This is a genomic window from Bacillus cereus group sp. MYBK245-2, from assembly GCF_051916145.1.
Lineage (GTDB): Bacteria > Bacillota > Bacilli > Bacillales > Bacillaceae_G > Bacillus_A > Bacillus_A pacificus.
In genome coordinates, this window is the sequence record NZ_JBQAGB010000012.1 from 83708 (window position 1) to 109010 (window position 25303).

Sequence of the window (25303 nt, forward strand, 5' to 3'; positions counted from 1 at the left end):
AAAAACTTTTTTACAAGAGCAAAAAAGTTTGTCCAAAAGTATGCAAGATTTCAATATTTTGCTGGTTTACTAAAATGAAACAAGGATGGAATGAAAATGCATGTAGTTTGTTGCTATATATAATAAACCCAATGAGTGAGTTATACAGAGAATGCTGACGAAGAGTGTGCCTGTTGCATTAAAACGCATCTACAAAATTTCACATACCGTATTTTGAAAAATAAATATAGGAAAACCAAAAAGTAATGTAGAATATATCGTACATACATATATGAAGTCAACAGAAAAGATAAAGAGGTGGGCATATGTTACTTGAAGAAGTAATGCAGCAACTAGAGGAATACGGAACAGAACAGAATCGTAAAACGTATAAAAACCACGGAGCGAAAGAGCCACTATTCGGAGTTAGTTTTGCTAATTTAAAATTGTTAAAAAAGAAAATAAAAAAAGATCATGATTTAGCAATTTTATTATGGGAAACAAAAAATATGGATGCAATGACATTAGCAACAATGATTTTAGATCCAAAGAAAGTTACGACAGAACTGCTAAATAAATGGGTACAGGAAGTTGATTATTATTGTTTAATGGATGTTTTAATGACGGCTATTTGTACGTCGCCAATCGCGATAGAAAAAATGGAAGAATGGACAAAGTGTGATGATGAATGGATTGGAAGAGCAGGCTGGTCTTTATTAGCAAATATAGCGATGAAAAATAAAACGTTACAAGACGATTTCTTCTCTCCGTATTTAGAAGAAATTAAAGTAAATATACATAATGAAAAAAATAGAAAAAAAGAAGCGATGAATCGTGCTTTAATCGCGATAGGAATTCGTAATGAAGACTTAGAGCAAGCAGCGATTGAAATTGCACGTGAAATTGGAAAAGTACACGTTGATCACGGGGCAACGTCATGCAAAACACCAGACGCAGAGCCGTATATAAAAAAAGCGAGAGAAAGAGCTGAAAAAAAGAAAGTGAAATAAGAAAAGAGGAACGGTTATGAAAGCAATGGAAGCGGCAAAAAGCATCATTACATCACAATTTCCGGATTGTGATGTAGCTTTACTTGGAGGAAGTGTTGCAAGGGGAGAAGCGACAAAAACATCTGATTTGGACATTGTAATAGTTGATCAAAGTTTAATGTCTTGTTATCGAGAATCTTTCTATAGTAATGGGTGGCCAGTTGAGGTATTTGTACATAATTTTGAAACGTTAAAAACCTTCTTTAAAATAGATTGTGACCGCGGAAGACCTTCGTTACCACAATTAGTTGCAGAAGGTATTGTATTAAAAGGGGAAAATGAAATTGTTGAGAAATTAAAAAGCGAAGCGAATGAGTTACTAAATAAAGGGCCAGCTAAATGGACGGAAGAAATGATGGAGCAGAAGCGTTATTTTATTACAGATACTTTGGATGATTTTATTGGTGCATCAAAAAGAGAAGAAGAGTTGTTTATCGCGAATTTATTAGCTGATTTATTACATGAATATGTATTAAGAGTAAATGGTAAATGGCTTGGAAGTTCAAAATGGTTTATAAGGGTACTTAGAAGATATGATGAACAATACGCAGATCAATTTGTAACAGCATTCGATCATTTTTATAAAACAGGAGAGAAAAGAAAATTAATTACTTTTGTAGAAAAAACGTTAGAACAGTATGGAGGAAGAATGTTCGAAGGGTTTTCTATAGGAAAGTAAAAGGGGGATAATACAATGAATATACCATTCGTTCAATTAAGAGAACTGACACTAGATGATGTAGAAGACCGATATCAATGGTCATTAGATACAAAAGTAACAAAACATTTAGTTGTACCAGATCAATATCCACCGTTCACTCGTGAAGATACAAAAAAATGGATTGAAGCATGTATAAATCGAAAAAATGGTTATGAACAAAGAGCAATCACTACAGAGAACGGCATACATATTGGATGGGTAGATCTTAAAAACTTTGATAAAACAAATAAAAATGCAGAATTGGGAATCGCGATTGGTAATAAAGAATACTGGGGTAAAGGGTATGGAATAGCAGCCCTATATAGTATGTTACATATAGCATTCTTTGAATTTGAATTAGAAAAAGTATGGCTACGTGTAGATGAAGATAATTTTCAAGCTAGAAAGAGCTATGAAAAGGCTGGTTTTGTATGCGAAGGGTTAATGAGAAATGATCGATTACGTAAAGGTCAGTTCATTCATCGCTATCGTTATAGTATGTTAAGAGAAGAATATCAATCTTTAATTAGTAGCTTATAAAAATATTATGTTAATTAAAAGGGGATAGAGAAATATGATTCGATTACTTACGAAAGAAGATGCAAAAAAATATTGGGACTTACGGTTACAAGCATTACAAGTAAACCCTGAGGCATTTGTAACAACTTATGAAGAGGCGATTCGTCAGGAAAATCCTATTAAGCGAGTGGAAAGTAATTTATCAGCTGCTACTAGTTGTACATTTGGTGCTTTTAATGAAGAGAATCAATTAGTTGGAGTTGTCACTTTACTAACAGAAGAGAAAGAGGCGTATAAACATAAAGGGCATATCGTTGCGATGTATGTAGATGCAAGCAATCGAAGAAGTGGCCTTGCACGTGAGTTAATACGTAAGGCAATTGAAAGAGCAAGAGAAATGGACTTGGAACAATTGACATTAGGTGTTGTTTCCACAAATGAGCCAGCAAAAAAGTTGTATGAATCTATGGGCTTTAAAACGTATGGGATTGAAAAAAGAGCTATAAAGATGAATGGTGTGTATAGTGATGATGAACATATGGTGTTGTTCTTGTAAGGGGGGAGTTTCATATGAAAGATCTACTTTTGCAAAGAAATATGAACCCGCAAGTTGCGATTTTGTATGCGACGGTTACGGATACATTTAAACGACTGCAAAAGTTAGTAGAAGGTACTGATGAGAAAGAACTGTCATTTAAAGGGACAGAAAATAATGAAAATAGTATTGGACAACTACTTCAACATTTAGCAGTTGTCGATTTACATTGGGTGTACCGATTAAAAGGGGAAGCAATTCCGCTCGCACTTGAAAATATATATGGACCTATGTTAAATGAAGCAGGAGAGCTGCCAAGTTTAAGAAAACAGACGTTGCAACAATTAATGCAAAATTATGAAGTTGTGCAACATATGTTTTATGAGGAATGTATGAAACTAACAGAAAATGATTTAACACGAGAAGTTTTTTATGAAAAGGGAGAAAATGCGACTATAAGGTGGGGGATATGGCACATAGCTGATCATAATCGGTACCATCAAGCTCATATTAGTCAGTTAAGAAAACTATATAGAGCTAGATACACGCGAGATGAAAAGTTTGAATTTTAATTATATTTAAATTGTTGTATAGTAGTAAGAAGAAACTGAACAAGGGGTTTTATAATGAAAGCTATAGCAGTAGGGATATTGGCATCATTTTTCTTTGCCTTTACCTTCGTTTTAAACCGGGCGATGGACTTAGAAGGTGGAAGCTGGATTTGGAGTGCATCATTACGGTACTACTTTATGGTTCCGATGCTTTTACTTATTGTCATGTATAGAGGAAACTTAAAGCAACTCTTTCAATATATGAAAAACAATCCGAAAGAATGGTTAGTTTGGAGTATCGTTGGATTTGGTCTCTTCTATGCACCACTTAGTTTTGCCGGAGCTTTTGGACCTGGTTGGCTCGTTGCATCAACATGGCAAATTACAATCGTCGCAGGGATTTTATTAACACCATTTTTTGCGGTAGATCCATTACATAAAAAACTCCCAATGAAGGAATTAGTTATGTCGGGTATTATTTTATGCGGTGTTGTACTTATGCAAGTAGAACATGCTTCTTCATTAGGAATTCGTGAAACTGTTTTATGTGTCGTTCCTGTACTTATTGCAGCGTTTGCGTATCCTCTTGGAAATCGAAAAATGATGCAAGTTTGTAAAGGGGAGTTAGATGTATTCCAGCGAGTTCTCGGTATGACTTTAGCCAGTTTACCATTTTGGTTTTTACTATCTGGTTATGAAGTATCAACAGGCGGACTACCGTCAAGTAGTCAAGTTTTTCAATGTTTTATTGTAGCAGTTAGTTCTGGCTTAATCGCAACGGTATTATTCTTCTTTGCGACAGATCTTGTAAAAGATGATCCACAAAAACTAGCAACAGTGGAAGCGACTCAGTCCAGTGAGGTTTTATTTGCGCTAGTAGGAGAACTTATCTTGTTATCTGCACCAATTCCGTCATCTTTATCTTGGATTGGTATGAGCCTCGTTATTATCGGAATGATACTACATAGTTATGTAGCGGTCGTTGTGAAGAAAGAAGAAAAAATAACTGCGTGATGAGATTAGCTCTTTATATAAAGAGCTAATCTTTTTTCATAGAAAGGAATGATGATATGAATTTGCAATGTGTTAAACAAATTGAGAAAGATCCCATATTAAATGTACTACTGTATGCAGTCGGCCCAAGTGAATCTAGCAAAAAGAAAGCAGTTTTATTTTATGAAAGCAATAAAGGGACTTTGCATAAATATGAGGAAAAGGCTTGCATAGGTATTGAAATAACCGGAGCAAATAAAGCGAGAATATGCCACATAGCAGTGGTACCGCAATATCGTCATAAAGGAATAGCGGTGCAAATGATAAAGGAAATAGTAAGAATGTATCAATTGACGTATCTAGAGGCAGAGACAGACGCTGAGGCAGTAAAATTTTATAAGAAAATGGGTTTTCAGATTCAAAGTTTAGGAGAAAAATATCCGGGGATTGAAAGGTTTCATTGTTATTTGGAAAAATAGTACGAAAATATGCAAATATATATTGTGTTTAGTTTGAAAAAAGTAACATTTACATTATATAATAAAGGTATCTGGAAAAATATAGATAATGGAAATTAGGTGTATAACACATGAGAATGGATAAAAGTAAATTTATAAAAATTGCTACTTCAATAGGGGTATCATCTTTTTTATTAACTGGATGTGGTGATTATGAAGAAGATACTGCTCAACAAGAAAGTACTGCTGTTAAAACAGATGGTGCAAAACAGGGAAATGAACAAGAAACATTAAATTGCGATGATAAAACGCCTACTAATGAAAATGTAGAAAATGATGAGTTATGTAAGGAAATGAATCCATCATTTTCATCGTATCATGAAAATTCACATTTACCGATACTTCCATTCGTAGCAGGATATTTATTAGCAAGCAGAACTTCAAATATGAATTATACAGCAAAACCAAATATAATGAAGAAACCGTATGCAAATAATATTATTCCATATCGTGAGAAAGACCAAAGTAGAACTGGTGGCAGCGGTGGAGGAGGATACTACGGTGGAACTAACAGCAACAACAATAATTCTTCTAATAAAGTGGATTTAAATAAACAACAGCCAAATTCCTCAAATAAAGCGACGCCAGATACAAATACGCCAAAATCATCTACGACACAAACGCCAAAAGTGAATTCAGGTTCAAGTGGAATTGGGAACGCAAAAGCGCCAGCCGGATCATAACACGAAAGGATAATAGAATCATGTATACAGAACAAGAGCAGAAAGAGTATATGAAAGTATGGTTTTCACTAGCGGAAGAGGCTGGTCGGAATGGATTTACTTGGCCGAGTCTATTAGAAAATGAAGAATGGAATCAATATATGGCAACAGGTATGTATCGTATGCCTGTAAACACATATACTGCTATTTCGAAAGCAACAGAAGAAATTATGTACGTGTTATATAGAACGTATCAATATATTCTCAATACGGCAGAAGATTTTCAAACACTAGGATTTCCTGCTGAAACATGGGAAATTGCGAGAATGAAACACACTGGTTTGTTTTCATATTTTACGAGATTTGACTTTATCGTAAATGGTGAAGATATAAAGTTAATAGAAGTAAATTGTGATACACCAACAGGTTATTTAGAGCCATCTGTCGCAAATGAAGTGTTGTGCCGTTATCACGATGTAAATCACCCAAATCATATAGAAGAGCATATTGTGCAGGCGTGGGAACAAATTAAACATGACTATAGTATAGATCCTAGAGAAACGATTTATTTTACGAGTTATGATTGGCATGATGAAGACCATCAAACGGTTCAATTTTTAAGAAGTTATTGTTTAGATCAGTCAACGGATTATATAGGTATACAAGATATTGTCGTTGCAGATGATGGTATATATACGCAAAATGGTGAACGAATTCATTATTTATATAGACTATATCCAATTGAATATTTAGTTTCAGATGCTGATAAAAACGGGAAAAGAATTGGACTCCAGTTTTTAGATCATATTGCGCAAGGTAGAGTGAAAATCATTAATCCACCAGCTGCTTTTCTTATGCAAAATAAAAGTGTACTCGCATTAATATGGCAACTTTACGAAGAGGAAGTTTTCTTTGAGGAAGAGGAGCGAGGAATCATTCAGAACTACTTTTTACCGACATATTTTACAAATAAACCGTTTATAGAACGAAATGAATCATATGTATCTAAACCTTTATACGGCCGTGAAGGCGGAGGAGTATCTATATACGAAAATAATGAACTATTAGCTGAAGATAAAACAGAGTATTACTTTGAACAGCGGAAAATATATCAGCAATACATAGAAATGCCTGACTATACAATTGACACATGGGACGGTCTGTATACTGGTAAACTATTAATTGGTTCACACTGTATTAGCGGGAGAGCTGCTGGTTTATTTTTACGTGTAGGTGAGAAAATAACGGGAAACTTATCGATGTTTACTGGAGTTACAATTGAAGGATAAATGGAACAAAGAGCTCATCATTTTTGATGGGCTCTTTCGTTTAAATATATTGTTTTTATTGCTGTGATGTAACGCCTTCATGTTGCTTCTTTTGTTATATAAAACTAATTTATTACCATTTTTTGTGTAGATAAAAATGATTAAGTTAAAAATTAAGAAAAATATGATAATATATGTATGTAGTAGTTTAAAACAAAATGGGGGAACAATCGTGAAAATGAATGAAATAGTGGCAAGTACGCCATTGCCAAATACAATTAAAACAATTATAAATGATTTAAGAAAATTAGGATTAGAAAAAGGAATGACAGTTATTGTACATTCTTCGTTAAGTTCCATAGGCTGGGTATCTGGAGGCGCAGTTGCAGTAGTAGAGGCGTTAATGAATGTTATTACAGAAGAGGGAACGATCATTATGCCAACTCAATCTTCGGATTTATCTGATCCGAAACATTGGTCAAGACCACCTGTACCTGAAGAATGGTGGCAAATTATTCGGGATAACGTCCCAGCATTTGAGCCACATATAACGCCAACAAGGGCAATGGGAAAAGTAGTTGAATGTTTTCGTACATATCCGAATGTAGTACGTAGTAACCATCCATTAGGAAGTTTTGCTGCATGGGGAAGACATGCAGAAGAAATAACGATGAATCAGTCACTATCAATGAGTTTAGGAGAAGAATCTCCATTAAGAAAAATATACGATTTAGACGGATACATATTATTAATTGGTGTTGGATATGATTCCAATACTTCTGTACATTTATCAGAAGTACGTTCTGGTGCGTGTGAGTTAATAAAAGTAGGGGCACCCATTATAGAAAATGGTGAAAGAGTGTGGAAAGAATTTGTTGATATGGATTACGATTCTGACAAATTTGTAGAAATTGGTGTGGAATTTGAGCAAAAGGGAACTGTGAAAATAGGGAAAATAGGAAACGCAAAGTGCCGTCTTATGAAACAACGTGATATAGTTGATTTTGGAACAGAATGGTTTCGTAAGAAAAATTAGTAAGGGATGGTTACAATGAAGGGGAAAAAGGTATTAATTACAAGCGGTGGTTGTTTAGAAAAATGGGATCAAGTTCGTGGTCATACGAATATGGCAAAAGGAACAATTGGAAGAACAATCGCCGAAGAACTTATAAGTAAAGGGGCCTATGTTATATATTTACATGGTTATTTTGCGGAGAAACCGAATGATATAAACAATCAATTAGAATTACACCCATTTGAAGGAATTGTTGATTTACAAGATAAAATGAAGAGTATAATTACGCACGAAAAGGTCGATGCAGTCATTATGGCAGCGGCTGGATCTGATTGGATTGTGGACAAGATTTGTGATCAAGAGGGCAATGTTCTTGATATGAATGGAAAAATCTCAAGTGATATAGCGCCAATTATACATTTTCAAAAGGCACCGAAAGTATTAAAACAAATAAAAGAGTGGGATCCAGAAACTGTACTCGTTGGCTTTAAACTTGAAAGTGACGTAAATAAAGAAGAACTGTTTGAAAGAGCGAAAAATAGAATGGAAGAAGCGAAGGCGAGTGTAATGATTGCAAATTCACCACATTCTTTATATTCGCGCGGAGCAATGCACTACGTAATTGGACAAGACGGTAAAGGGCAGTTCTGTAATGGAAAAGATGAAACAGCGAAAGAAATTGTCAAAAGGTTAGAAGTACTATGTAATCGCGTTACTGCTTCATAATTTTAAGTATTTGGATAAGAGTGAATCCGCATAGTATATATTGGTAAGCGAAACTTTAATTTATGGGAATTTTACTTTTGCACAAACGTTAACCATTCAATATGGATACATAGAATAATTGGTGAGGAGTGAATTCTATGGAACATTTATTAAAGCAAGCTATTAAACTCCGGAAAGAAAAGAAATATGCGCAGTCTAAAGAGATACTCATCGGATTAACAAACTTTACGAGGGATGCAGAAGTACTTTATCAATGTGCCTGGATACATGATGTAATGGGTCTTGAAACAGAAGCTATGCCGTATTATGAACAGGCAATTGCAAACGGTCTTGAAGGGGAGTCACTTTGCGGCGCATATATCGGTCTTGGTAGTACATATCGTTGTATAGGCGAGTATGATAAAGCAATTACTGTTTTAGAAACAGGTTTGCAGCAGTTTCCAGATAATGATGTGATGAAAGTATTTTTGTCATTAGCGAAATATAACGTAAACGATCATGAATCCGCGATGAAATTATTACTTGAAACAGTCGTAAAAGTAGAAGAAGTTAAAGAGTTTGAACGGGCTATTTCATTTTATAAAGACCATTTAAACGAGGTTTTTAAATAGAGGAGTGAAAGTATGAGTGTCACACTTTCGCGAAGGCGAAAAGGTATATGGATTGGACTCGTATCTTTAATCTTATTATCAAACTATTTATTGTATGCTCTTCCGATTGTACCAGCTACTCCGAAAGAAGTTGTTCTTGGGTCATTATTAGATTGTATGTTTGTAATTCCGGTCATTACGTATTTCTTTATTATTCGAAAAAGATACTCGTTAACGTATATATTCCCTGTCGTAATAGCTGGTTATATATTTGCAAGATTTATTATTCCAAGCGACTATTTACAAGCTTTTTCATACGTTTCTTATATTATAGTTGCAGGAGAAATTGCTTTTGTATGTGTAGAGTCATTCCTTCTATATAAAATTGTTAGAAAGCTTCCTAACATAATAAAAAAATATAAAGAATATAAAAGTGAGTATTCTTCATTTTCTTATGCAATTGATGCTGCGTTTGACGCTGCTATGAAAAGAAATAAATTAGTAGATATTATTGTAACAGAGTGTAAGTTAATCTATTATGCATTTTTATCGTGGCGTGAAAAAGTACCAGAAGGTGAATACGTATACTCATATCACAAAAAGACTGGCGCAATAGGTGTATATATTATGATCATCCATGCGACCTTAATAGAAAGTATCGGCTTTCATTATTTGTTTCATCAATGGAATCCAGTTGTAGCATGGGTGTTACTTATTTTAAACGTATATGCAATGTTTCATTTTTTTGCTGAAATACAAGCAATGCGTAAAAATCCAATTATTGTTACAGAAAAAAAGATAATCATTCAAATCGGATTAGGAAAGAAAATTATTATACCTTTTACACAAATTGATAAGATTACGTTCTATAAAGGAGAACTTTTAAAGAAAGAGAAAGAGGTTCTTGACGCAACGGTGATGGAATTTATAAAGGAACCTCCAACATTTGAAATTATACTTAAAGAGCCGGCGAAAGTACAATTGTTATATGGGTTTTCTAAAACAGTAAGTCGTGTTCACTTAAATGTTGATGAGGAACGGAATTTTTATGATGTGATGACGGAGAAATTGAACCATGAATAATGCTACTAATTTTCATCGTACGTTTGGTGTGTATGGCATTTGTATCGAAAACAATAACATATTAGTAATAGATAAAATTAAAGGTCCATATAAGAACAGATATGATCTACCTGGAGGGAGCTTAAATGAAGAGGAGTCGTTGTTATCGGCACTCCATAGGGAATGTAAAGAAGAAACTGGATTAGAAGTAAAGGTTATAAAGCAAGTAGGTACGGTTGATTTTCAATACCCTTCAAAGTTTAAAGATTATACACATGTACACCATATTGCAGTTTTGTATGATGTTGAAAAGAGTGCAGGGAAAATCATAGTACCAAAACAATTTGAAGGTCAAGATTCTTTAGGAGCGAGATGGGTTTCTATAGAAAGCATTACAGAAGACAATTCATCTCCACTTGTATGTAGTGCAGTAGAATGGCTGAAAACAAATGAGCTTCCATTAGAAGTGAAAAAATATGAAGCATGGACAGTGAAAAACTCCTTCTAAAATAAGAAGGAGTTTTATTGTGTACTTGGAGACCAAATACTTCTTTATGACTATATAAACCGATATAATAAAGCTAGAAATAGCATAAGGGGAAACAAAGAATGAATAAATTACTAACATCCAAAAGTGAAATTATAGAAAGAAAAATACGATATGACTCGACAACAGTAGAACACACTTGTTTATTACTTGAAAAGCAGTTGCGAAGTATCGTGTTATTTCATGAGGTTCAGTATTCATTTACGATGAATACACATGATTCAAGTTTAACAATCCCGAAAGGCAGTTACACCATTGCATACTACTGGGAGGATCGTCCGTACAATTTATACATATGGAGAGATAAGGATGGAATGTATGTAGGCTCTTATTTTAATGTTGTAAAAAATACGCAAATAACAGATGAACTAGTGTCATTTGAAGATTTAATTATTGATATTTTGGTACTTCCAAGTGGAGAATATTTTATTTTAGATGAGGATGAGTTGCCTGAGTCTTTAGAGGAGTTTGAGGATGGTTATGTGAATGAAGCTCTTAATGTATTAGAGGAAATAATTCAAAAGACCCTTCCTCAAATGATTGTAGAAACAGAAAGAGTGAGGTTAAACTAAAGTGTAATCGATTTGAAAATAGAATACGTGTTTAATGAAATTGAGTAGTCTCAAGTTATATAATCTAACTTTTTTGATAAGTCTAAGGTTAGATGTATATTTCTTGGGATTACTCTTTTTTGTAGAAATTAATGTTGACTGAATATAGTTCAGTCATTTATGATTGAATCAGATTCAGTCGAGGACAAAATTAGTAGGAGATGACCTATGAAAAGAATATCAAAAGAACCAGATATAAGACGACAAGAGTTAATGGATATTGGCTTTGAACTATATTTGAAAAATGGTATGAAAGGATTTGGCATAAAAGATGTTGTGAATCATGCAGGTGTAGCAACAGGCTTATTTTATTATTACTTCAAGTCTAAAGATAACTTTGTTGATGAAGTTTTAAATGATTTTATTGTGAAAAATATGGAGTTAATCGAAGAAGTACTAATTTCAAATGAACGGTCTGTCATGCAAAAGATGGAAGATTCTCTAAATATATTTTGGACATTTATTGAAAAATTAGCGCCTTATAAAAATGTGAGTTCTTTTCAGACAGAACAACATTTTCAACTGGAACAGAAATTATTCACGCGAATTCAGCCATTAATTCGACAAGTGATTGAAGAAGGGATGAAAACGGGGATTTTTAATACTGATAACTCATTACTAGCTTCAGGTTTTATTTTATACGGTCTTAGCAGTGTTGCTCATTCAGAGGTGAATTTGAATTTAGATACGAAGCAAGAAATGGTTAATTTAGTATTAAATACACTACGATATGATCAAAGAGAAGGAGAATATATATGAAGATTATGATCGATGGAAACAATATTTCGAATGAACAACTTACAAAATGGAAAAGAGAACGTATTAAAAAAGTTTTAAATACATTAGGACATAAAGAGCAAGAATTAAATGATACAGACGTTATGATAAAAAAACTAACGGAACTAAAATTAAATTATTCATACGATGAAATGTATGATAAGTTGAAGTCTAAACTTAAATTAAGTGAAATGGGTATGCGTATCGCTACAGTTTTATCTGGTAATAGACGGAAATTTTCAAAAACAAGTATTTATTTAGATGGGATTACAGCAGAAGAAGCGATAAATGGGATTGACAGTTTTATGCTTGAACAATCACGTGAAAATAATCAGGTGAACTTGTCAGCTTGTCCTGATCACTATGTACTAAGACCGTTTGGGGAAAATGAATTAGAAGTTATCGAAACAACTGGTAATTCTCCATTTCCAGTTCAATTTTTTATTGTTTTTGGTGACGAAACGGGATTGAAGACACCTAGAGATAAGTCTTATCAATACCAATCAACAGGTGTTGCACGTATGAAAGATGGTACTACTATTGGTGGAGTTCGACATCAATTCAAAGATACAGATACTGGTATAGAAGTAAGTCTAGTTGTAGAGTTTCCAGCACTTTGTCCTAATAGCCTTATTAAATCGCACCAAATGCATTTGGCATGTGAGTTTTCTTATTGGTTACAGTGGATTAAGAACCATAAAAAATAAATAACAATAAGGATGTTCAAACGAACCATATGTATTTTTTAACAAAACCTAGTTGACTTATCGGAAATATTTGTATAATATGTACTTAATTCTATTACGTATTGCTGATTGGAGAAACCAAAGGCATTTTATCTATTGATAAAATGCCTTTGGTTTTTTTATTGCATAAATACTGAATCGGTTCATTTAGATGAATCATTTCAAGGAGGCGAAGAAGTGACTGTTTCAATTGATGGAGTATCAAAATATTTTTCGAAACAAACTCGTACTGTTCAAGTATTAGAGAATATTAATTTTCAATTAGAGAAAGGGGATTTTGTTACAGTAATTGGTCCGAGTGGCTGCGGAAAAAGTACACTATTAAAAATTATTGCAGGCTTAGACAGCGATTTTGAAGGAGAAATCATTATTGACGGAGAGCGTATAACAAAACCGAGTAAGAAGCAAGGATTTATATTTCAAGAGCATCGATTGTTTCCGTGGCTTACAGTGGAAGAAAATATTGCGGCTGATTTGTCATTAAAAGATAAGTATGTGAAGGATAAGGTAAAGGAATGGGTTGAAATTGTTCGACTAGATGGTTTTGAAAAATCATATCCGAAAGAAATATCAGGCGGGATGTCACAACGTGTTGCGATTGCAAGAGCGTTGCTAAGAGATCCTAATGTATTATTACTTGATGAACCATTTGGAGCACTGGATGCATTTACCCGAAGTCATTTGCAAGAAGTACTGCTCAATATTTGGGAACAAAAAAAGACGACAATGATATTCGTTACACATGATATAGACGAAGCAATATACCTTTCAAACAGAATTGTCATCATGAGTGCAAAGCCTGGAAAAATACATAAAGTAATTGAAAATAATTTACCTTATCCGCGTAGTAAAACTTCGGAGTCATTCCAAGAAATTCGAAAGAAAGTATTACAGCAGTTTGAGTATGGAGAATTGATTCAAACAAGTTTATAGGGAGAGGGTGAGTATTTATGTATAAAAAATTTAAAGTTCTTTCTTTTGCATTAGCTATTTCTTTATTTTTATTCGGATGTGAGAAAAGTACAGCAAGTAGTAAGAAGGAAGATGTAACAGTACAAATTGGTATTCAGCAAGGATTAAGTCCACTATTACTCGCACAGAAAAAGGGATGGTTTGAAGAGGAGTTTAAAAAAGAAGGAGTTAAGGTGAAATGGACAGAATTCCAAAGCGGACCTCCTTATTTTGAGGCAATCGCATCAAATCGATTAGACTTTGGTGAAGTTGGCAATTCTCCAGTTATTTCCGCGCAAGCAGCAGGTATTGAATTTACCGAAATTGCTAATACAAGTTATGCGAGAAAAGGAACAGGGATTCTTGTACAAAAAGATAGCAAGATTACGAGTGTAAAAGATTTAAAAGGTAAAAAAATCGCAGTAGCAAAAGGAAGTAGCGCATTTAATTTATTGTATCGAGCGCTTGATAAAGAAGGTATCAATGCGAAAGATGTAAATGTCATTCAGTTACAACCAGATGAAGCGCAGCCAGCATTTGAATCAGGATCAGTAGATGCATGGGCAATTTGGGATCCTTTCATATCGTTACATACGGTAAATAAAGGAGCGAAGGTGATTACAGATGGTGAACAATTAAATGTATCTTCTCCAGAGTTTTTAATTGCGAGAACAAAATTTGCGAAAGAGCATCCAGAATTAGTGGAGAAATTCCTTAAAGTATATGAAAAAGCACGTGTATGGCAAGATGAAAACTTGGATGAAGCAATAAAAATATATACTTCTGCAAAGAAAATAGATGCAGATATTGTAAAAGAAGTGTTTAATCACGACAAACCCATCTTAGTTCCGGTAACGAAAGAAATAGTTGCAGAACAGCAACAGACAGCAGATTTTCAATATAAGCTTGGTTCTATAAAGAAAGAAATTAAGACAGATAAAGTTGTAGATAATTCTTTCGTAGAAAAAGCGTTAAAGGCGAAGTGAAAAGAGGTTGTATAAATTGGAGAATACGAAAGCGGTTATTAAAAGGGCGAGTATAACGATTGAGAAAAACAATGTAAAGAAAGTACAGAAGACGAATATCAAATTTTTGATAAGGGCAATTACTATACCGATTATTATATTAATAATTTGGCAATTGGCCGGCGTATTCGGTCTAGTTTCTAAAACAGTTTTACCAACGCCGCTAGATATATTTTTAGCTTTTCAAGAACTTATAAAAACAGGAGAGTTATTCGGTCATTTAAGTATTAGTGTATTCAGGGCTGCGGCTGGTTTCTTTATTGGCGGGAGTTTAGGGATTATTTTAGGAACAATTGTTGGATTTTCAACGAGAAGTGAGCAATATTTAGATCCGTCAGTACAAATGTTAAGAACTGTGCCTCACTTAGCTGTTGCACCGCTTTTCGTATTATGGTTCGGTTTTGGGGAAACATCAAAAGTGTTATTAATTGCAGATGGTGCATTTTTTCCTTTATACGTAAACGCGTTTCTAGGAATACGAGGTGTAGATTCAAAGTTATTTGATGTTGCGAGAGTGTTAGAGTTTAGTAAAAGAAAATTAATTACAAAATTAATTTTACCTGCCGCATTACCTAACCTTTTACTAGGAGCAAGATTATCATTAGGAGTTGCATGGGTGAGTTTAGTAGTCGCAGAACTTATGGGATCTACAGAAGGTATTGGCTATATGATAATGGATGCAAGGCAATTTTCAAATACAGATATCGTATTTGTTGGTATTATCATCTTTGCATTCGTTGGGAAGTTTTCGGATTCACTCGTACGTTTACTAGAAGTGAAGTTTTTAAGATGGCGAGATAATTTTAAAGGTGAGATAGGAAATTAACATATAAATTATTAGGGGTAATTTATATAGAGTAGTTTAGTGTACGTTTCAAAATAAATAAGGGGTGTGTAAAGGTATGGAATTATTATGGTTTATTCCGGCGTATGGAGATGGACGATATTTAGGAACGACAAAACGAGGAAGAGCAGCTGAGTATGGTTATTATAAACAAGTTGCACAGGCAGCTGATTATTTAGGATATACAGGTGTGTTACTTCCAACTGGCCAAGGTTGTGAAGATCCATGGGTATTAGCATCGGCACTTGCAGCTGAGACAGAAAAGCTAAAATTTTTAGTAGCAGTTAGACCGGGACTAATGTCACCGACAGTTGCAGCAAGGATGGCATCTACATTTGATAGAATTTCAGACGGGAGACTACTGATTAATGTAGTCGCTGGAGGAGATCCAGTTGAATTACAAGGAGATGGAGTGTATCTTGAGCATGATGAAAGATATGAAGCAGCTGATGAGTTTTTAAAAGTTTGGAAATCGACATTGAAAGGTGAAACCATTTCATTAGAAGGGAAACATATTAAAGTTACAGATAGTAAAGTTGTGTTCCCGCCAGTTCAAACGCCATATCCTCCTATATATTTTGGAGGATCATCCGATGCTGGAAAGGAAGTTGCGGCTGAACATAGTGATGTATATTTAACGTGGGGAGAACCGCCAGAGCAAGTGAAGGAGAAAATAGAGGAAGTAAGAAAGCTGGCAGAAGAGAAGGGGCGTTCAGTACGATTTGGCATCAGGTTACACGTAATTGTAAGAGAAACAGAAGAAGAAGCATGGGAAGAGGCAGAACGTTTAATTCAATATGTAGATAATGAGACAATTGAGCTTGCTCAAAAAACATTTGCAAGGTACGATTCAGTTGGTCAAAAACGAATGACACATTTAAATAAAGGAACAAGAGAGTCGTTAGAGATAAGTCCAAACTTATGGGCTGGTATAGGACTTGTAAGAGGTGGTGCAGGTACTGCACTTGTAGGAGATCCGCATACAGTAGCAGATAGAATAAAAGAATATGAAGCGTTAGGAATTGATACATTTGTATTATCGGGATATCCTCATTTAGAAGAGGCATATGAAGTGGCAGAACTGTTATTTCCTTTATTGAAGGAAGATAAGAAGCAAGAAAATAAAATTGTTGGTGAAATGATAGCTGATGCATATGCATTAAAAAAATAGTGAGAAAAAACCCGCAAGTAAATCACTTGCGGGTTTTCATCGTAAACTATCAGAAAATATGGTAAAATTAAATAGTAACTTAAGGTACGGTTGGTTGTTCAATTATCACTTCTCTAAGTAGGAGGGGGGTGATAATAAGTGAGTGAAATAGCGTTGTTACTGCAAGGTGGACTGTTTCTCGTTGCATTGTTAACATTCGTCGTCGTTTTAATAGACAAGCTCAAAAAATAACAACCCACCTATGCCAATAGAATGTGGGTTGTTTTGTTTGTAAGAAACAAATAGGATAAATGAACAATCCAATCTGCTAAGTTACGTGGACTAGTGTGTAGCCGCACACTAGTCTTTTTTATTTATATACAATTTATAATTGGTTTATGTGATTGTATTGTTCTTTTCATACTTATTATAACACAGTGTCTTTTCATCAAGAAAGGAGACCGTATGTTCTGTTTCTAATTAAATAGAAGGTGTGTTTTCTTTGAAGAGCCCGTCCATATACTGTTTTAAAGTTTGGACGTAAAATTCTTGCTTATTTACATTATTTACGCCGACAATTGGTGATGGAAGTTCATATCTCTTTTCGGATAAATGAACGACAACGTCAAAAATATCAAATAGACGAATGAAACAGAACAGGCCATCTTTATCACTTAATAAAATAAAGTAATGGTTTTCACTATTTGTATTTAATGTATTCCATAAAGAACTTTTGCTTAAATCACGAACAATGCTCTTTTCTTTTAATTCCATGAAGTCGGCATTCGATAGGATGCTAGAAATATCAATCGCATCTGGATCTTCAAAATAGCCATCGACTGCTTGTACAGCGAAAGTATAAGCCATTTTTAATACACTCATTTTATACTTACGGTTATCTAAAAGTAATTCACGTTGAATAGAGCTAGCTACTTTCGTTACACGTTCTTCTTTCCAGATTTCGTTATGTAGTGAGATATCGTGCTTTTTACATAGTTTCATAATTAATGCATTGGAATAAAGTATTTCGTCACTTACTTCAACAACATCTGTCTCAGCGGCCGCAAGTTCCTCACCATGCTCATTTGTATAGAGGGGGGAGTCAATCTGTTTTTTCATTTGCTCAATCTTAAATTGACTTAATTTATGCCGAATTAAGGGGCGATCAATATTTGTTGTCATTTGTTCATGACAAGTATCACAAATTGAGTTTGTGAAATAATATCCACATAATATTTCTGGGATGACATATTGTTCACTAAGTTCTTTCGTATCTTTTCTGCAAATGATGCATTGTGTCATTTTTATCACCTTTACCTGCAAATTTGTATGTAATCTCATTGTAGTGTATTTATTGGTATTTTGGAATATTGTAAAGGAAAATATTATGTGAAATTGTCACTTATTTTGGTACAATGAAGAGAAGTGCTAGTTTAAAGGAGGACGTTTTTTTGAAATCGAAAGTGCACTTTTGGACATTAGAAGTGCTAATGGTTGTAGCGATCATATTTATTTGCACAAAAATATCGTTTCTATTTCAACCGATTGGTATCTTCATATCAACGTTGTTTTTCCCAATCTTAATCGCGCTATTTTTATACTTCATATTTAATCCGGTATTAGTCTTTTTGGAGGATAAAAAAGTACCTAGAAATTTAGCGATTTTACTGTTATATCTTTTTATCATAACATTAACCGCGGTTGGAGTTGGGGTAGTAGTACCAACGATCTCCCAACAGCTAATGGATTTAGTGAAAAATATGCCAGGCTATATAAAAGAGGGAAAAGTATACATACAAGATTTATCCCATCATAGACTGTTTGAATGGTTATCTACACAAAACTATGTTTCCATTGAAACAATTGAAAAAAATGCAATTGAATACTTAAAGGATATACCAAACACCATTACGTCGAGTGCAACGGCTTTATTTGGTATTATAACGAATGTCGCATTAGTTATCTTTACAGTACCGTTCATTTTATTTTATATGTTTAAAGATGGACATGCGTTTCCAGGGAAAGCGGTTAGTCTATTACCTGAATCTTACCGTGAAGAAGGACTTCGTATCATTAAGGAAACGAACGAAACATTATCTGCTTATATTCAAGGGCAAGCGCTCGTTTGTATATTTGTAGGTGCTTTTACTTTTATCGGTTATTTAATTATCGATTTACCATACGCTTTTGTTTTAGGGATTATAGCAGCATTTACAAATATCATTCCTAACTTAGGTCCATTTATCGGTGCAGCGCCAGCTGTTATTGTAGGTCTGTTCGTATCTCCGATGCAAGCGTTGTACGTAATTATTATCGTAACAATTGTACAACAATTTGAAAGTAACATCATTTCACCGCGTATTATGAGTTCAAAATTAAATATCCATCCGTTAACAATTATTATTTTAATTTTAGGGGTAGGTAACTTTGCGGGAATTATCGGAATGATTTTGGCGGTGCCAGTTTATGCAGTAACGAAAACAGTTGTATCAAACTTAGTGAGATTGTTTAAGACGAAACGAAGTAATCGAAAATAGTATATGTTGAGAAAGATACACCACTTTTTAAGTGGTGTATCTTTGTTTATTAATCAATGTTAAAAAGTGTACGAATGCAATTTTATTATATATTTATTACATATCAAATAAAACGGTAAACTTGGATGATATAGCCCCAAATAAACTATGTGGAATCCCTCTGAACTATCCAAATCATTTCCTTACAACGTGCTATCAACATCATAATCGACTCCTTTCAGTTTTATATTTTTAAAGGATTATAGGTGAGTGTAGTATTTGCTTCTACGATCTCGAATTTCGTCCATAATCTTTTTGTATTGTTGCTCTTGTTTTAATTCATCTTCAGAAAAGATTTCTTTCTGGATTGTAATTGTTAAAAAGAAAAGGTGAAACTTCATGATACATTCCTCCTTTCGAAAGGAATTATAGATGGCTACAGTAGTGACTTTGACGTTCTTTTACATCTTCCATAGCTTTATTAATTTGATGGTCATGCAATATCTCACTGTCCGAGAACTTAGTTTTTTGAATCGTGATAGTTAAAAAGAATACTTTAAATTTCATTAGATAAAACCCCTTTATAAGTTTATTAGAAAAGACGGCTGTAATAAGAAGCTTGACGTTCTTTTACTTCGTCCATAATAGTTTGAATGTGTTGCTCACGCAAAATCTCTTTCTGTGAAAGTTTACGTTTTTGAATGGTGATAGTTAAAAAGAATGCTTTAAATTTCATTAGATAAAACCCCTTTATAAGTTTATTAGAAAAGACGGCTGTAATAAGAAGCTTGACGCTCTTTTACTTCGTCCATAATGGATTGAATGTGTTGCTCACGTAAAATTTCGTTGTGAGAAAGTTTACGTTTTTGAATGGTGATAGTTAAAAAGAATGCTTTAAATTTCATGAAGGTAGTTCTCCTTAAAAATATATTTTTAATACATATGCGTATAATATGAACTTTTAATGTCAGTCATTTTATCAGTCAGCTGTTTTATTTGTTGTTTACGACGGATCTCAGCTTCAGTTAAAGTGTTTTTCTGAAGTACAGTCGTAAAAAAGAAAATATGAAAAGTCATAAATGAATTCCTCCTTTCGAAAAGGAATTACATGTGATCACAATAAAGTGCTTGGCGCTCCTTAACATCATTCATAGCTTTTTCTATTTGCTCATTATGAAACATTTTATCTTTAGAAATTTTATTTCTTTGAATCGTAATACTTAAAAACAATACGCTAATAGTCATCGAATGTTGCTCCTTTCTTTAAAAAATAATATAAGAGACTAAAAAATCGCACAAAAAAGCCACAGGAAGATATAGTTCTCCTATGGCCAGGCGTGAAAAAGCCACAGGAAAGTATACGACCTCCTGTGGCGAATTTATGAATTAATCGAAATAATGTACGATTTTCAATTCTCCATTAGGGTGGTCGAATTCATATTGAATTGTCCAGAAAACACAGGTGCAGTTAACACTAAAGTTAAAGCATGTAATTGTAATTTCATCATTTCCTTCGACCTCCTTTTAGAATATTTTTCTTACGTTAGTAAGTATATACAATTAATGGATAATTGTAAACATAAAAAATGAAAATTTTAAATTTTGATTAAAATGCGTATATTTTAAAGGGTTTTGAGAAGGTGTATTGTAATTAACGAAATATCGATAAAAATGGGGGATGCTAAATGAAATATATGCATCGTAATGTAGTTGTTATGCTAACAATTTTTTTATTTATTACTGCTTGTTCTAGCGGAGAAAGGATAAAAGAAATATCCGATGTTGAACCTGGTGATTTTAAGAAATATGCGGGGACATACGTTGGGAATAACTCAGATGTAGTTGCAATTGTTAATCATTTACCCGGTGGTGAAACATTTCAAAGTGTAAGTTTAGAGAATGAAAGTATAAAGGTGAACTATGGTGCAAAAGGGAATGAACCCCTTACAGAAGATATGGTTGCGACGTATTGGTTTGATAGTAAAGATACGATGAAGAAGAATTTTCTCTTTAACGCTATTTATCTTGCAGTTTTAGTACCAAATGCAAAAAGTTATGAGTTTCAAGTAGAAAATAAAAAGTTTACGATAAAAAGGGAAGAAATACTATCAATCTTGCATGAAAAATTTGATGATTTTCCAAAAGAAAATGATATATGGGATAAAAAGAAAGTAGTAAAGTTTCTTAACGAAAATAACGAAGAAATTACAATGCTTATGAATGATAAAGAGTTTCGGAAATCTTTATTTACTAAATATCCAGTGCAGCAGTTGAAATGATGGGAGGAGAAAAGGTGGAGTTAGTATACAAAATTACTTATCATAGAATGAAGGATCATTATTTATATAAGCTAGTACAAGCAATTAGGTTCGTTAGTGAAGATGAATTGTGGAAAGAAAGAGCTTCTGTTAACTCAATTGGTGGAATCGTACTGCATATTTGTGAACATATACTGAGAAATACTAGTCGTTATAAAGATCCAAATATAGTTTTCGAAAAGGGAATCGAGGAGTATTTTCCAACAAAACGACAACGTACTGAAGTTTTGACAAAAACTGTTGAAGAAATATTTGATGAGTGGGGAAAAGCATTTATACAAGCTTTTGCAGAAAAAGGGCATATTGATCTACATAGTTTATTACATTTAGTGGAGCACACAAGTTATCATTTAGGGCAAATAGTAGATCGTACAAAATCAATAAAAGGACAACAATTTAACTTTTGTCAAAATGGTATAAATGAAAAGAATTTGAGGACAAGAGTTGAAACTTCGAATTTTTAGAAAGAGAATCATTCCTAAATGAATGATTCTCTTTTTTTGTAAAAGGAATTTATGGAAATAAATATGTTTATGTGGTATGGTTAATTACATAAGTAATGAACCTAAGAACCTAAGGTGGTGAAATTGTGAAACCTACTCTGGAGCAAAATAAATTAATATACTTACAAATTGCAGAAACGATTGAATCTGATATTTTAAAAGACATATTGCTTGAAGAAGAACAAGTTCCATCAACAAATCAATTTGCAAAGATGCTACAAATAAATCCAGCTACTGCAGCTAAAGGGGTAAACGTATTAGTGGATGAAGGGATTTTATATAAAAAGAGAGGGATCGGGATGTTTGTTGCAAAGGGAGCGAAAGAAGTCGTACTTAAAAAAAGACAAAATACTTTTATGACCGAATACTTACCTAAAGTATGGGAAGAAGCAAAAGTATTAGAAATATCAAAAGATGAATTGATGGATATGATTCAAAAAATTACGAAGGAGGGGAAAGAGGAATGATTGCACTTGAAACGAAAGATGTAACGAAAAAATATAAAAAGAATGTAGCGGTAAATGAAGTAACGATTTCATTGGAAGAGCACAAAATATATGGTTTGCTCGGTAGAAACGGTGCAGGAAAAACGACACTATTAAATTTACTTGCAGGCCAAATTACTTCAAGTAGTGGTAGCATATCAATATTTGGTGAAAATGTTTTTGAAAATAGTAAAGCAATGCAAAATATTTGTTTTGTTAGAGTGAAAGAAGAAGCACATTTCAGTTATAAAGTAAAAGATATTTTTAAGATGTGTAGCATGTTTTATAAAAACTGGGATGGAAAGTATGCTGAAGAACTCGCTAATAAATTTCAGCTTAATATGAAAGTGAAATATCATAAGCTATCACACGGTATGCAAACAGTTGTTGGAATTATTCAAGGATTAGCAAGCAGGGCACCAATTACTATTTTTGATGAACCAACTACAGGTTTAGACGCAGCACATCGTGAATTATTTTATAGTCTACTCCTAGAAGATTACGGTGAGTATCCACGAACTATTATATTATCAACACATCTAGTAGAAGAAGTAACCCATGTGATTGAAGATGTGATCATCATAAAAGAAGGAAGATTAGTTGTTCAATCATTGGTGGAAGATTTATTACAACAAGTTCAGATTATTTCAGGGCAAAAGGATAAAGTGGACGAGTTCTTGATCGATAAAAAAGTATTAAATCGAGAAGTTTATGGAAATAAGGGTATTGCTGTTATATGGGAAGAATTGTCTAATGAAGATTATGACTCTATTGAAAAATTAGGATTAGTAGTTGATGGAATAACATTACAAAAATTATTTATTCACATAACTGGTGGTGAAGTGAAATGACGATATTAATGAAGCAGTTAAAGTTACATATTAATTTTCATTATAAAGCAATTTTAATATTTTGGATTGTAGCCTTATTAATAAAAGGGGCTTTAAATGCTGCTCATTTAAATGGAGCGAACATTGGTTATTTACCCGAAATTATAAATAATCCTTCAATAGCAATTATGTTATTTATAGTAGGGAGTGTTTTCATCATACAAGATGAGCTATTTCGTTTAGCAGTTTCATTCGGTGTAACGAGAATACAATATTTTATCGGGGCAATTTGTTATATCGTATTGCAATCTGCATTATTTTCATTTCTTCAAGTTATGCTGTTACAAGATATAAAATATAATTTAGTAAATGTTAGTTTTGGAGAGCAATCGGTACAACAATTTATTTTGCACTTTTTATTTTATGTTACAACAGCATGTTTCTTTCAAGTGGTAGTAGTTTTTAAACAACGATTTCAGTGGATCGGTCTTATGATTGGTGGGACCCTTTTCTTATCAACAAATAGTGTACTTTATGGAGAAGCAGGGGTAACCGGTTTATTATTTACGAGTGATGGATCTTTAGTAGATATACCGTATTTTATTGTTATTTCAATTGGATTAACTGTTCTTTATATCATAACTAGTAGTATATTTATTCGTAAAGTATCATTCGAAAAAACGATTTGAAATATTATTAGATTACTATAGAGAGAAGGATAGTAAATGGGAGACACATCTTCACTCATTACAGTCTTTTTAGGGATTGCACTATTAATATTCTGGCGTCGTTATCGCTCCATGCATAAGCCAATAAAGGGATCAGGAAAAGGTATTTTATGGCCGTTATTATTTTTAACACCAGGTGTTGTATGGTTTTTTGGTCCCGTACATCCAGCTATATTACAAGTAGTTATAGCGGTATTCATTGGGGTACTTTTTGCTGTGCCGCTTATAGTATTAACAAATTATGAACGAAGGGACGATGGGAATATTTATACGAAAAAAAGTGCAGCTTTTTTAATTACTTTTATTGCACTTGTCGTTTTAAGGTATGGTTCAAGGAAATATATTGCTAATTTAGATCAACAAACGATAGGTTTATTATTTTACGTCGTTGCAGTATCGTATATTATTCCTTGGAGAATTGCTTGTTATATAAAGTTTAGGAAAGTTTTGCGTGGGACTAGTAATCATGCTAAATAAAAACTTCTCGTTTGAGAAGTTTTTATTTTTACATGTAAGCAAAATAATTTGTTGATGTTCAAGGCTATCATAGAATACGATACATATTAAAATGAGAGGAAAGTAGAGGGATAAAAATGCGTACTATTTTAGTCTTTCTAAATAACATGTCCATCGATAAAATAGAGGACATTAGACAAAAACATGATCCTTTATTTGGATTAATTCCACCGCATATAACAATCGTATTTCCATTTAAGAGTAATATTTCAAATGATGAATTAAAATCTCATATTTTGAATTTATCAAAAGGGGTAGGGAAAATTGAAATTGAGTTTGCAAATCGTATCACTAGTGTAGGAAACTATTTGTTTTTAGAAGTTGAGGGAGGGAAAGAACAAATAGAAGAACTACATGACTTGCTGTATACAGGACCTTTAATCCAATTTTTAAAAGAAGATATTCCATACATACCGCATGTAACAGTCGGGAGAAAAGAAAGTGCGGAGTTAGCAGCTGAAGTAGCTAAGGAAATTCATAGTTTCCCTCAAAAGTTACAATGTGTAATTGATAGAATTAGTGTAGAGCGAATTGGAGAGAACGGGGAATCAATTATTGAATTTGAAGTACCGTTGCAAAAAAGCTGACA

37 protein-coding genes are annotated in these 25303 nt (G+C 33.4%); 30 read left to right on the top strand and 7 right to left on the bottom strand.

Translation table 11 applies throughout. The annotated features are described in order from the left end of the window. Positions 1 to 305 precede the first annotated feature (305 nt). From ACTFRN_RS19440 to ACTFRN_RS19545, 22 genes are all read left to right on the top strand, one after another. On the top strand, positions 306 to 989 hold the full coding sequence (locus ACTFRN_RS19440) for a DNA alkylation repair protein (protein ID WP_000923426.1): 684 nt from the start codon (positions 306 to 308) through the stop codon (positions 987 to 989). A gap of 16 nt (positions 990 to 1005) precedes the next feature. Next, positions 1006 to 1707, top strand: a complete 702-nt coding sequence (locus ACTFRN_RS19445) for a nucleotidyltransferase domain-containing protein (protein ID WP_074568071.1) — start codon at positions 1006 to 1008, stop codon at positions 1705 to 1707. Positions 1708 to 1722: 15 nt separating this feature from the next. Next, positions 1723 to 2268 carry a GNAT family N-acetyltransferase gene (locus ACTFRN_RS19450; protein ID WP_049112820.1) on the top strand — a complete coding sequence of 182 codons (546 nt, stop codon included), beginning with the start codon at positions 1723 to 1725 and terminating at the stop codon, positions 2266 to 2268. 34 nt (positions 2269 to 2302) lie between these two features. Then, on the top strand, positions 2303 to 2803 hold the full coding sequence (locus tag ACTFRN_RS19455) for a GNAT family N-acetyltransferase (protein WP_000620338.1): 501 nt from the start codon (positions 2303 to 2305) through the stop codon (positions 2801 to 2803). A 14-nt stretch (positions 2804 to 2817) separates the two neighbouring features. Further along, positions 2818 to 3354 (top strand): DinB family protein, encoded by a 537-nt coding sequence (locus ACTFRN_RS19460; RefSeq protein ID WP_000653990.1) that lies wholly within the window; start codon positions 2818 to 2820, stop codon positions 3352 to 3354. A gap of 54 nt (positions 3355 to 3408) precedes the next feature. Next, entirely contained in the window at positions 3409 to 4347 is a 939-nt protein-coding gene (locus ACTFRN_RS19465; protein WP_049112817.1) for a DMT family transporter, read from the top strand. A gap of 56 nt (positions 4348 to 4403) precedes the next feature. Next, entirely contained in the window at positions 4404 to 4805 is a 402-nt protein-coding gene (locus tag ACTFRN_RS19470) for a GNAT family N-acetyltransferase (RefSeq protein ID WP_001053113.1), read from the top strand. Positions 4806 to 4915: 110 nt separating this feature from the next. Beyond that, positions 4916 to 5527, top strand: coding sequence for a hypothetical protein (locus ACTFRN_RS19475; RefSeq protein WP_001242159.1), 612 nt, complete (start codon positions 4916 to 4918; stop codon positions 5525 to 5527). Between the two features lie 20 nt (positions 5528 to 5547). Continuing rightward, positions 5548 to 6795, top strand: a complete 1248-nt coding sequence (locus ACTFRN_RS19480; RefSeq protein WP_000287877.1) for a glutathionylspermidine synthase family protein — start codon at positions 5548 to 5550, stop codon at positions 6793 to 6795. Between the two features lie 217 nt (positions 6796 to 7012). After that, complete coding sequence (gene aacC, locus ACTFRN_RS19485; protein WP_124878413.1) at positions 7013 to 7810, top strand: BA2930 family N-acetyltransferase; 798 nt, start codon at positions 7013 to 7015, stop codon at positions 7808 to 7810. A gap of 15 nt (positions 7811 to 7825) precedes the next feature. Continuing rightward, on the top strand, positions 7826 to 8515 hold the full coding sequence (locus tag ACTFRN_RS19490; RefSeq protein WP_000676730.1) for a phosphopantothenoylcysteine decarboxylase domain-containing protein: 690 nt from the start codon (positions 7826 to 7828) through the stop codon (positions 8513 to 8515). A gap of 137 nt (positions 8516 to 8652) precedes the next feature. Next, a complete protein-coding gene (locus ACTFRN_RS19495) occupies positions 8653 to 9126 on the top strand; it encodes a tetratricopeptide repeat protein (protein WP_000400626.1) in 474 nt (157 codons plus the stop codon). Between the two features lie 12 nt (positions 9127 to 9138). Next, positions 9139 to 10188 carry a hypothetical protein gene (locus ACTFRN_RS19500; RefSeq protein WP_440038413.1) on the top strand — a complete coding sequence of 350 codons (1050 nt, stop codon included), beginning with the start codon at positions 9139 to 9141 and terminating at the stop codon, positions 10186 to 10188. Next, positions 10181 to 10675 carry an NUDIX hydrolase gene (locus ACTFRN_RS19505; RefSeq protein ID WP_001057916.1) on the top strand — a complete coding sequence of 165 codons (495 nt, stop codon included), beginning with the start codon at positions 10181 to 10183 and terminating at the stop codon, positions 10673 to 10675. The genes ACTFRN_RS19500 and ACTFRN_RS19505 overlap by 8 nt, the downstream gene beginning before the upstream one ends. A 101-nt stretch (positions 10676 to 10776) precedes the next feature. After that, positions 10777 to 11286, top strand: coding sequence for a DUF402 domain-containing protein (locus tag ACTFRN_RS19510; RefSeq protein WP_001037888.1), 510 nt, complete (start codon positions 10777 to 10779; stop codon positions 11284 to 11286). Between the two features lie 207 nt (positions 11287 to 11493). After that, a complete protein-coding gene (locus tag ACTFRN_RS19515) occupies positions 11494 to 12084 on the top strand; it encodes a TetR/AcrR family transcriptional regulator (RefSeq protein ID WP_049112815.1) in 591 nt (196 codons plus the stop codon). Next, a complete protein-coding gene (locus ACTFRN_RS19520; protein ID WP_000699957.1) occupies positions 12081 to 12809 on the top strand; it encodes a hypothetical protein in 729 nt (242 codons plus the stop codon). The genes ACTFRN_RS19515 and ACTFRN_RS19520 overlap by 4 nt, the downstream gene beginning before the upstream one ends. 216 nt (positions 12810 to 13025) lie before the next feature. Then, positions 13026 to 13781, top strand: coding sequence for an ABC transporter ATP-binding protein (locus tag ACTFRN_RS19525; protein WP_000218593.1), 756 nt, complete (start codon positions 13026 to 13028; stop codon positions 13779 to 13781). Between the two features lie 17 nt (positions 13782 to 13798). Beyond that, entirely contained in the window at positions 13799 to 14785 is a 987-nt protein-coding gene (locus tag ACTFRN_RS19530; RefSeq protein ID WP_000276920.1) for an aliphatic sulfonate ABC transporter substrate-binding protein, read from the top strand. Positions 14786 to 14801: 16 nt separating this feature from the next. Continuing rightward, positions 14802 to 15650: an ABC transporter permease gene (locus tag ACTFRN_RS19535; protein WP_000432111.1), complete on the top strand. Its 849-nt coding sequence runs from the start codon at positions 14802 to 14804 to the stop codon at positions 15648 to 15650. A 76-nt stretch (positions 15651 to 15726) separates the two neighbouring features. Next, positions 15727 to 16839: an FMNH2-dependent alkanesulfonate monooxygenase gene (gene ssuD / locus ACTFRN_RS19540; protein ID WP_049112812.1), complete on the top strand. Its 1113-nt coding sequence runs from the start codon at positions 15727 to 15729 to the stop codon at positions 16837 to 16839. A gap of 138 nt (positions 16840 to 16977) precedes the next feature. Further along, positions 16978 to 17070: a putative holin-like toxin gene (locus ACTFRN_RS19545; RefSeq protein WP_001289320.1), complete on the top strand. Its 93-nt coding sequence runs from the start codon at positions 16978 to 16980 to the stop codon at positions 17068 to 17070. Positions 17071 to 17298: 228 nt separating this feature from the next. Here the strand turns inward: ACTFRN_RS19545 and ACTFRN_RS19550 are convergent, their stop codons facing one another. Further along, on the bottom strand, positions 17299 to 18120 hold the full coding sequence (locus ACTFRN_RS19550) for an HNH endonuclease (protein ID WP_014893635.1): 822 nt from the start codon (positions 18118 to 18120) through the stop codon (positions 17299 to 17301). A gap of 149 nt (positions 18121 to 18269) precedes the next feature. Between ACTFRN_RS19550 and ACTFRN_RS19555 the strand changes: the two genes are divergently transcribed. Further along, positions 18270 to 19355 (top strand): AI-2E family transporter, encoded by a 1086-nt coding sequence (locus tag ACTFRN_RS19555; RefSeq protein WP_000837885.1) that lies wholly within the window; start codon positions 18270 to 18272, stop codon positions 19353 to 19355. A gap of 239 nt (positions 19356 to 19594) precedes the next feature. On the opposite strand, the gene ACTFRN_RS19560 is transcribed toward ACTFRN_RS19555, so the two are convergent. Genes ACTFRN_RS19560 through ACTFRN_RS19585 form a run of 6 tightly spaced genes read right to left on the bottom strand, consistent with a single transcriptional unit; the run spans position 19595 to position 20579 of the window. Continuing rightward, a complete protein-coding gene (locus ACTFRN_RS19560; RefSeq protein WP_000668488.1) occupies positions 19595 to 19735 on the bottom strand; it encodes a YrzI family small protein in 141 nt (46 codons plus the stop codon). Positions 19736 to 19760: 25 nt separating this feature from the next. After that, complete coding sequence (locus ACTFRN_RS19565; protein ID WP_000669812.1) at positions 19761 to 19901, bottom strand: YrzI family small protein; 141 nt, start codon at positions 19899 to 19901, stop codon at positions 19761 to 19763. Positions 19902 to 19926: 25 nt separating this feature from the next. Further along, on the bottom strand, positions 19927 to 20070 hold the full coding sequence (locus ACTFRN_RS19570) for a YrzI family small protein (RefSeq protein ID WP_000668966.1): 144 nt from the start codon (positions 20068 to 20070) through the stop codon (positions 19927 to 19929). A 25-nt stretch (positions 20071 to 20095) separates the two neighbouring features. Beyond that, positions 20096 to 20239 (bottom strand): YrzI family small protein, encoded by a 144-nt coding sequence (locus ACTFRN_RS19575; protein WP_000668957.1) that lies wholly within the window; start codon positions 20237 to 20239, stop codon positions 20096 to 20098. A gap of 28 nt (positions 20240 to 20267) precedes the next feature. Continuing rightward, positions 20268 to 20411, bottom strand: a complete 144-nt coding sequence (locus ACTFRN_RS19580; RefSeq protein WP_074568074.1) for a YrzI family small protein — start codon at positions 20409 to 20411, stop codon at positions 20268 to 20270. 27 nt (positions 20412 to 20438) lie between these two features. Then, entirely contained in the window at positions 20439 to 20579 is a 141-nt protein-coding gene (locus ACTFRN_RS19585) for a YrzI family small protein (RefSeq protein ID WP_000156180.1), read from the bottom strand. Positions 20580 to 21019: 440 nt separating this feature from the next. Here ACTFRN_RS19585 and ACTFRN_RS19590 point away from each other — a divergent pair, with 440 nt between their 5' ends. The 7 genes from ACTFRN_RS19590 to ACTFRN_RS19620 all read left to right on the top strand — a co-directional run bounded on the left by ACTFRN_RS19590 (position 21020) and on the right by ACTFRN_RS19620 (position 25301). Further along, on the top strand, positions 21020 to 21613 hold the full coding sequence (locus tag ACTFRN_RS19590; RefSeq protein ID WP_088106731.1) for a DUF4825 domain-containing protein: 594 nt from the start codon (positions 21020 to 21022) through the stop codon (positions 21611 to 21613). A 14-nt stretch (positions 21614 to 21627) separates the two neighbouring features. Then, positions 21628 to 22116, top strand: coding sequence for a DinB family protein (locus ACTFRN_RS19595; RefSeq protein WP_088106730.1), 489 nt, complete (start codon positions 21628 to 21630; stop codon positions 22114 to 22116). 125 nt (positions 22117 to 22241) lie between these two features. Continuing rightward, positions 22242 to 22622 carry a GntR family transcriptional regulator gene (locus ACTFRN_RS19600; RefSeq protein ID WP_000805193.1) on the top strand — a complete coding sequence of 127 codons (381 nt, stop codon included), beginning with the start codon at positions 22242 to 22244 and terminating at the stop codon, positions 22620 to 22622. After that, positions 22619 to 23491, top strand: coding sequence for an ABC transporter ATP-binding protein (locus tag ACTFRN_RS19605; protein WP_000560927.1), 873 nt, complete (start codon positions 22619 to 22621; stop codon positions 23489 to 23491). The genes ACTFRN_RS19600 and ACTFRN_RS19605 overlap by 4 nt, the downstream gene beginning before the upstream one ends. Beyond that, positions 23488 to 24159, top strand: coding sequence for a DUF4052 family protein (locus ACTFRN_RS19610; RefSeq protein ID WP_000153894.1), 672 nt, complete (start codon positions 23488 to 23490; stop codon positions 24157 to 24159). Before ACTFRN_RS19605 ends, ACTFRN_RS19610 begins: the two co-directional genes overlap by 4 nt. A gap of 36 nt (positions 24160 to 24195) precedes the next feature. Continuing rightward, positions 24196 to 24675 (top strand): CcdC family protein, encoded by a 480-nt coding sequence (locus ACTFRN_RS19615; RefSeq protein WP_074568076.1) that lies wholly within the window; start codon positions 24196 to 24198, stop codon positions 24673 to 24675. 116 nt (positions 24676 to 24791) lie between these two features. Next, entirely contained in the window at positions 24792 to 25301 is a 510-nt protein-coding gene (locus ACTFRN_RS19620) for a 2'-5' RNA ligase family protein (protein ID WP_074568077.1), read from the top strand. Positions 25302 to 25303: the final 2 nt, after the last annotated feature.

Coding starts and splice junctions, on each gene's coding strand:
- ACTFRN_RS19465 (WP_049112817.1), top strand. CDS start 3,409: ATGAAAGCTATAGCAGTAGGGATATTGGCATCATTTTTCTTTGCCTTT.
- ACTFRN_RS19495 (WP_000400626.1), top strand. CDS start 8,653: ATGGAACATTTATTAAAGCAAGCTATTAAACTCCGGAAAGAAAAGAAA.
- ACTFRN_RS19620 (WP_074568077.1), top strand. CDS start 24,792: ATGCGTACTATTTTAGTCTTTCTAAATAACATGTCCATCGATAAAATA.
- ACTFRN_RS19615 (WP_074568076.1), top strand. CDS start 24,196: ATGGGAGACACATCTTCACTCATTACAGTCTTTTTAGGGATTGCACTA.
- ACTFRN_RS19500 (WP_440038413.1), top strand. CDS start 9,139: ATGAGTGTCACACTTTCGCGAAGGCGAAAAGGTATATGGATTGGACTC.
- ACTFRN_RS19490 (WP_000676730.1), top strand. CDS start 7,826: ATGAAGGGGAAAAAGGTATTAATTACAAGCGGTGGTTGTTTAGAAAAA.
- ACTFRN_RS19575 (WP_000668957.1), bottom strand. CDS start 20,239: ATGAAATTTAAAGCATTCTTTTTAACTATCACCATTCAAAAACGTAAA.
- ACTFRN_RS19605 (WP_000560927.1), top strand. CDS start 22,619: ATGATTGCACTTGAAACGAAAGATGTAACGAAAAAATATAAAAAGAAT.
- ssuD (WP_049112812.1), top strand. CDS start 15,727: ATGGAATTATTATGGTTTATTCCGGCGTATGGAGATGGACGATATTTA.
- ACTFRN_RS19515 (WP_049112815.1), top strand. CDS start 11,494: ATGAAAAGAATATCAAAAGAACCAGATATAAGACGACAAGAGTTAATG.
- ACTFRN_RS19510 (WP_001037888.1), top strand. CDS start 10,777: ATGAATAAATTACTAACATCCAAAAGTGAAATTATAGAAAGAAAAATA.
- ACTFRN_RS19550 (WP_014893635.1), bottom strand. CDS start 18,120: ATGACACAATGCATCATTTGCAGAAAAGATACGAAAGAACTTAGTGAA.
- ACTFRN_RS19565 (WP_000669812.1), bottom strand. CDS start 19,901: ATGAAATTTAAAGTATTCTTTTTAACTATCACGATTCAAAAAACTAAG.
- ACTFRN_RS19570 (WP_000668966.1), bottom strand. CDS start 20,070: ATGAAATTTAAAGCATTCTTTTTAACTATCACCATTCAAAAACGTAAA.
- ACTFRN_RS19440 (WP_000923426.1), top strand. CDS start 306: ATGTTACTTGAAGAAGTAATGCAGCAACTAGAGGAATACGGAACAGAA.
- ACTFRN_RS19610 (WP_000153894.1), top strand. CDS start 23,488: ATGACGATATTAATGAAGCAGTTAAAGTTACATATTAATTTTCATTAT.
- ACTFRN_RS19585 (WP_000156180.1), bottom strand. CDS start 20,579: ATGACTATTAGCGTATTGTTTTTAAGTATTACGATTCAAAGAAATAAA.
- ACTFRN_RS19470 (WP_001053113.1), top strand. CDS start 4,404: ATGAATTTGCAATGTGTTAAACAAATTGAGAAAGATCCCATATTAAAT.
- aacC (WP_124878413.1), top strand. CDS start 7,013: ATGAATGAAATAGTGGCAAGTACGCCATTGCCAAATACAATTAAAACA.
- ACTFRN_RS19590 (WP_088106731.1), top strand. CDS start 21,020: ATGAAATATATGCATCGTAATGTAGTTGTTATGCTAACAATTTTTTTA.
- ACTFRN_RS19450 (WP_049112820.1), top strand. CDS start 1,723: ATGAATATACCATTCGTTCAATTAAGAGAACTGACACTAGATGATGTA.
- ACTFRN_RS19560 (WP_000668488.1), bottom strand. CDS start 19,735: ATGAAGTTTCACCTTTTCTTTTTAACAATTACAATCCAGAAAGAAATC.
- ACTFRN_RS19455 (WP_000620338.1), top strand. CDS start 2,303: ATGATTCGATTACTTACGAAAGAAGATGCAAAAAAATATTGGGACTTA.
- ACTFRN_RS19460 (WP_000653990.1), top strand. CDS start 2,818: ATGAAAGATCTACTTTTGCAAAGAAATATGAACCCGCAAGTTGCGATT.
- ACTFRN_RS19580 (WP_074568074.1), bottom strand. CDS start 20,411: ATGACTTTTCATATTTTCTTTTTTACGACTGTACTTCAGAAAAACACT.
- ACTFRN_RS19445 (WP_074568071.1), top strand. CDS start 1,006: ATGAAAGCAATGGAAGCGGCAAAAAGCATCATTACATCACAATTTCCG.
- ACTFRN_RS19520 (WP_000699957.1), top strand. CDS start 12,081: ATGAAGATTATGATCGATGGAAACAATATTTCGAATGAACAACTTACA.
- ACTFRN_RS19530 (WP_000276920.1), top strand. CDS start 13,799: ATGTATAAAAAATTTAAAGTTCTTTCTTTTGCATTAGCTATTTCTTTA.
- ACTFRN_RS19475 (WP_001242159.1), top strand. CDS start 4,916: ATGAGAATGGATAAAAGTAAATTTATAAAAATTGCTACTTCAATAGGG.
- ACTFRN_RS19480 (WP_000287877.1), top strand. CDS start 5,548: ATGTATACAGAACAAGAGCAGAAAGAGTATATGAAAGTATGGTTTTCA.
- ACTFRN_RS19505 (WP_001057916.1), top strand. CDS start 10,181: ATGAATAATGCTACTAATTTTCATCGTACGTTTGGTGTGTATGGCATT.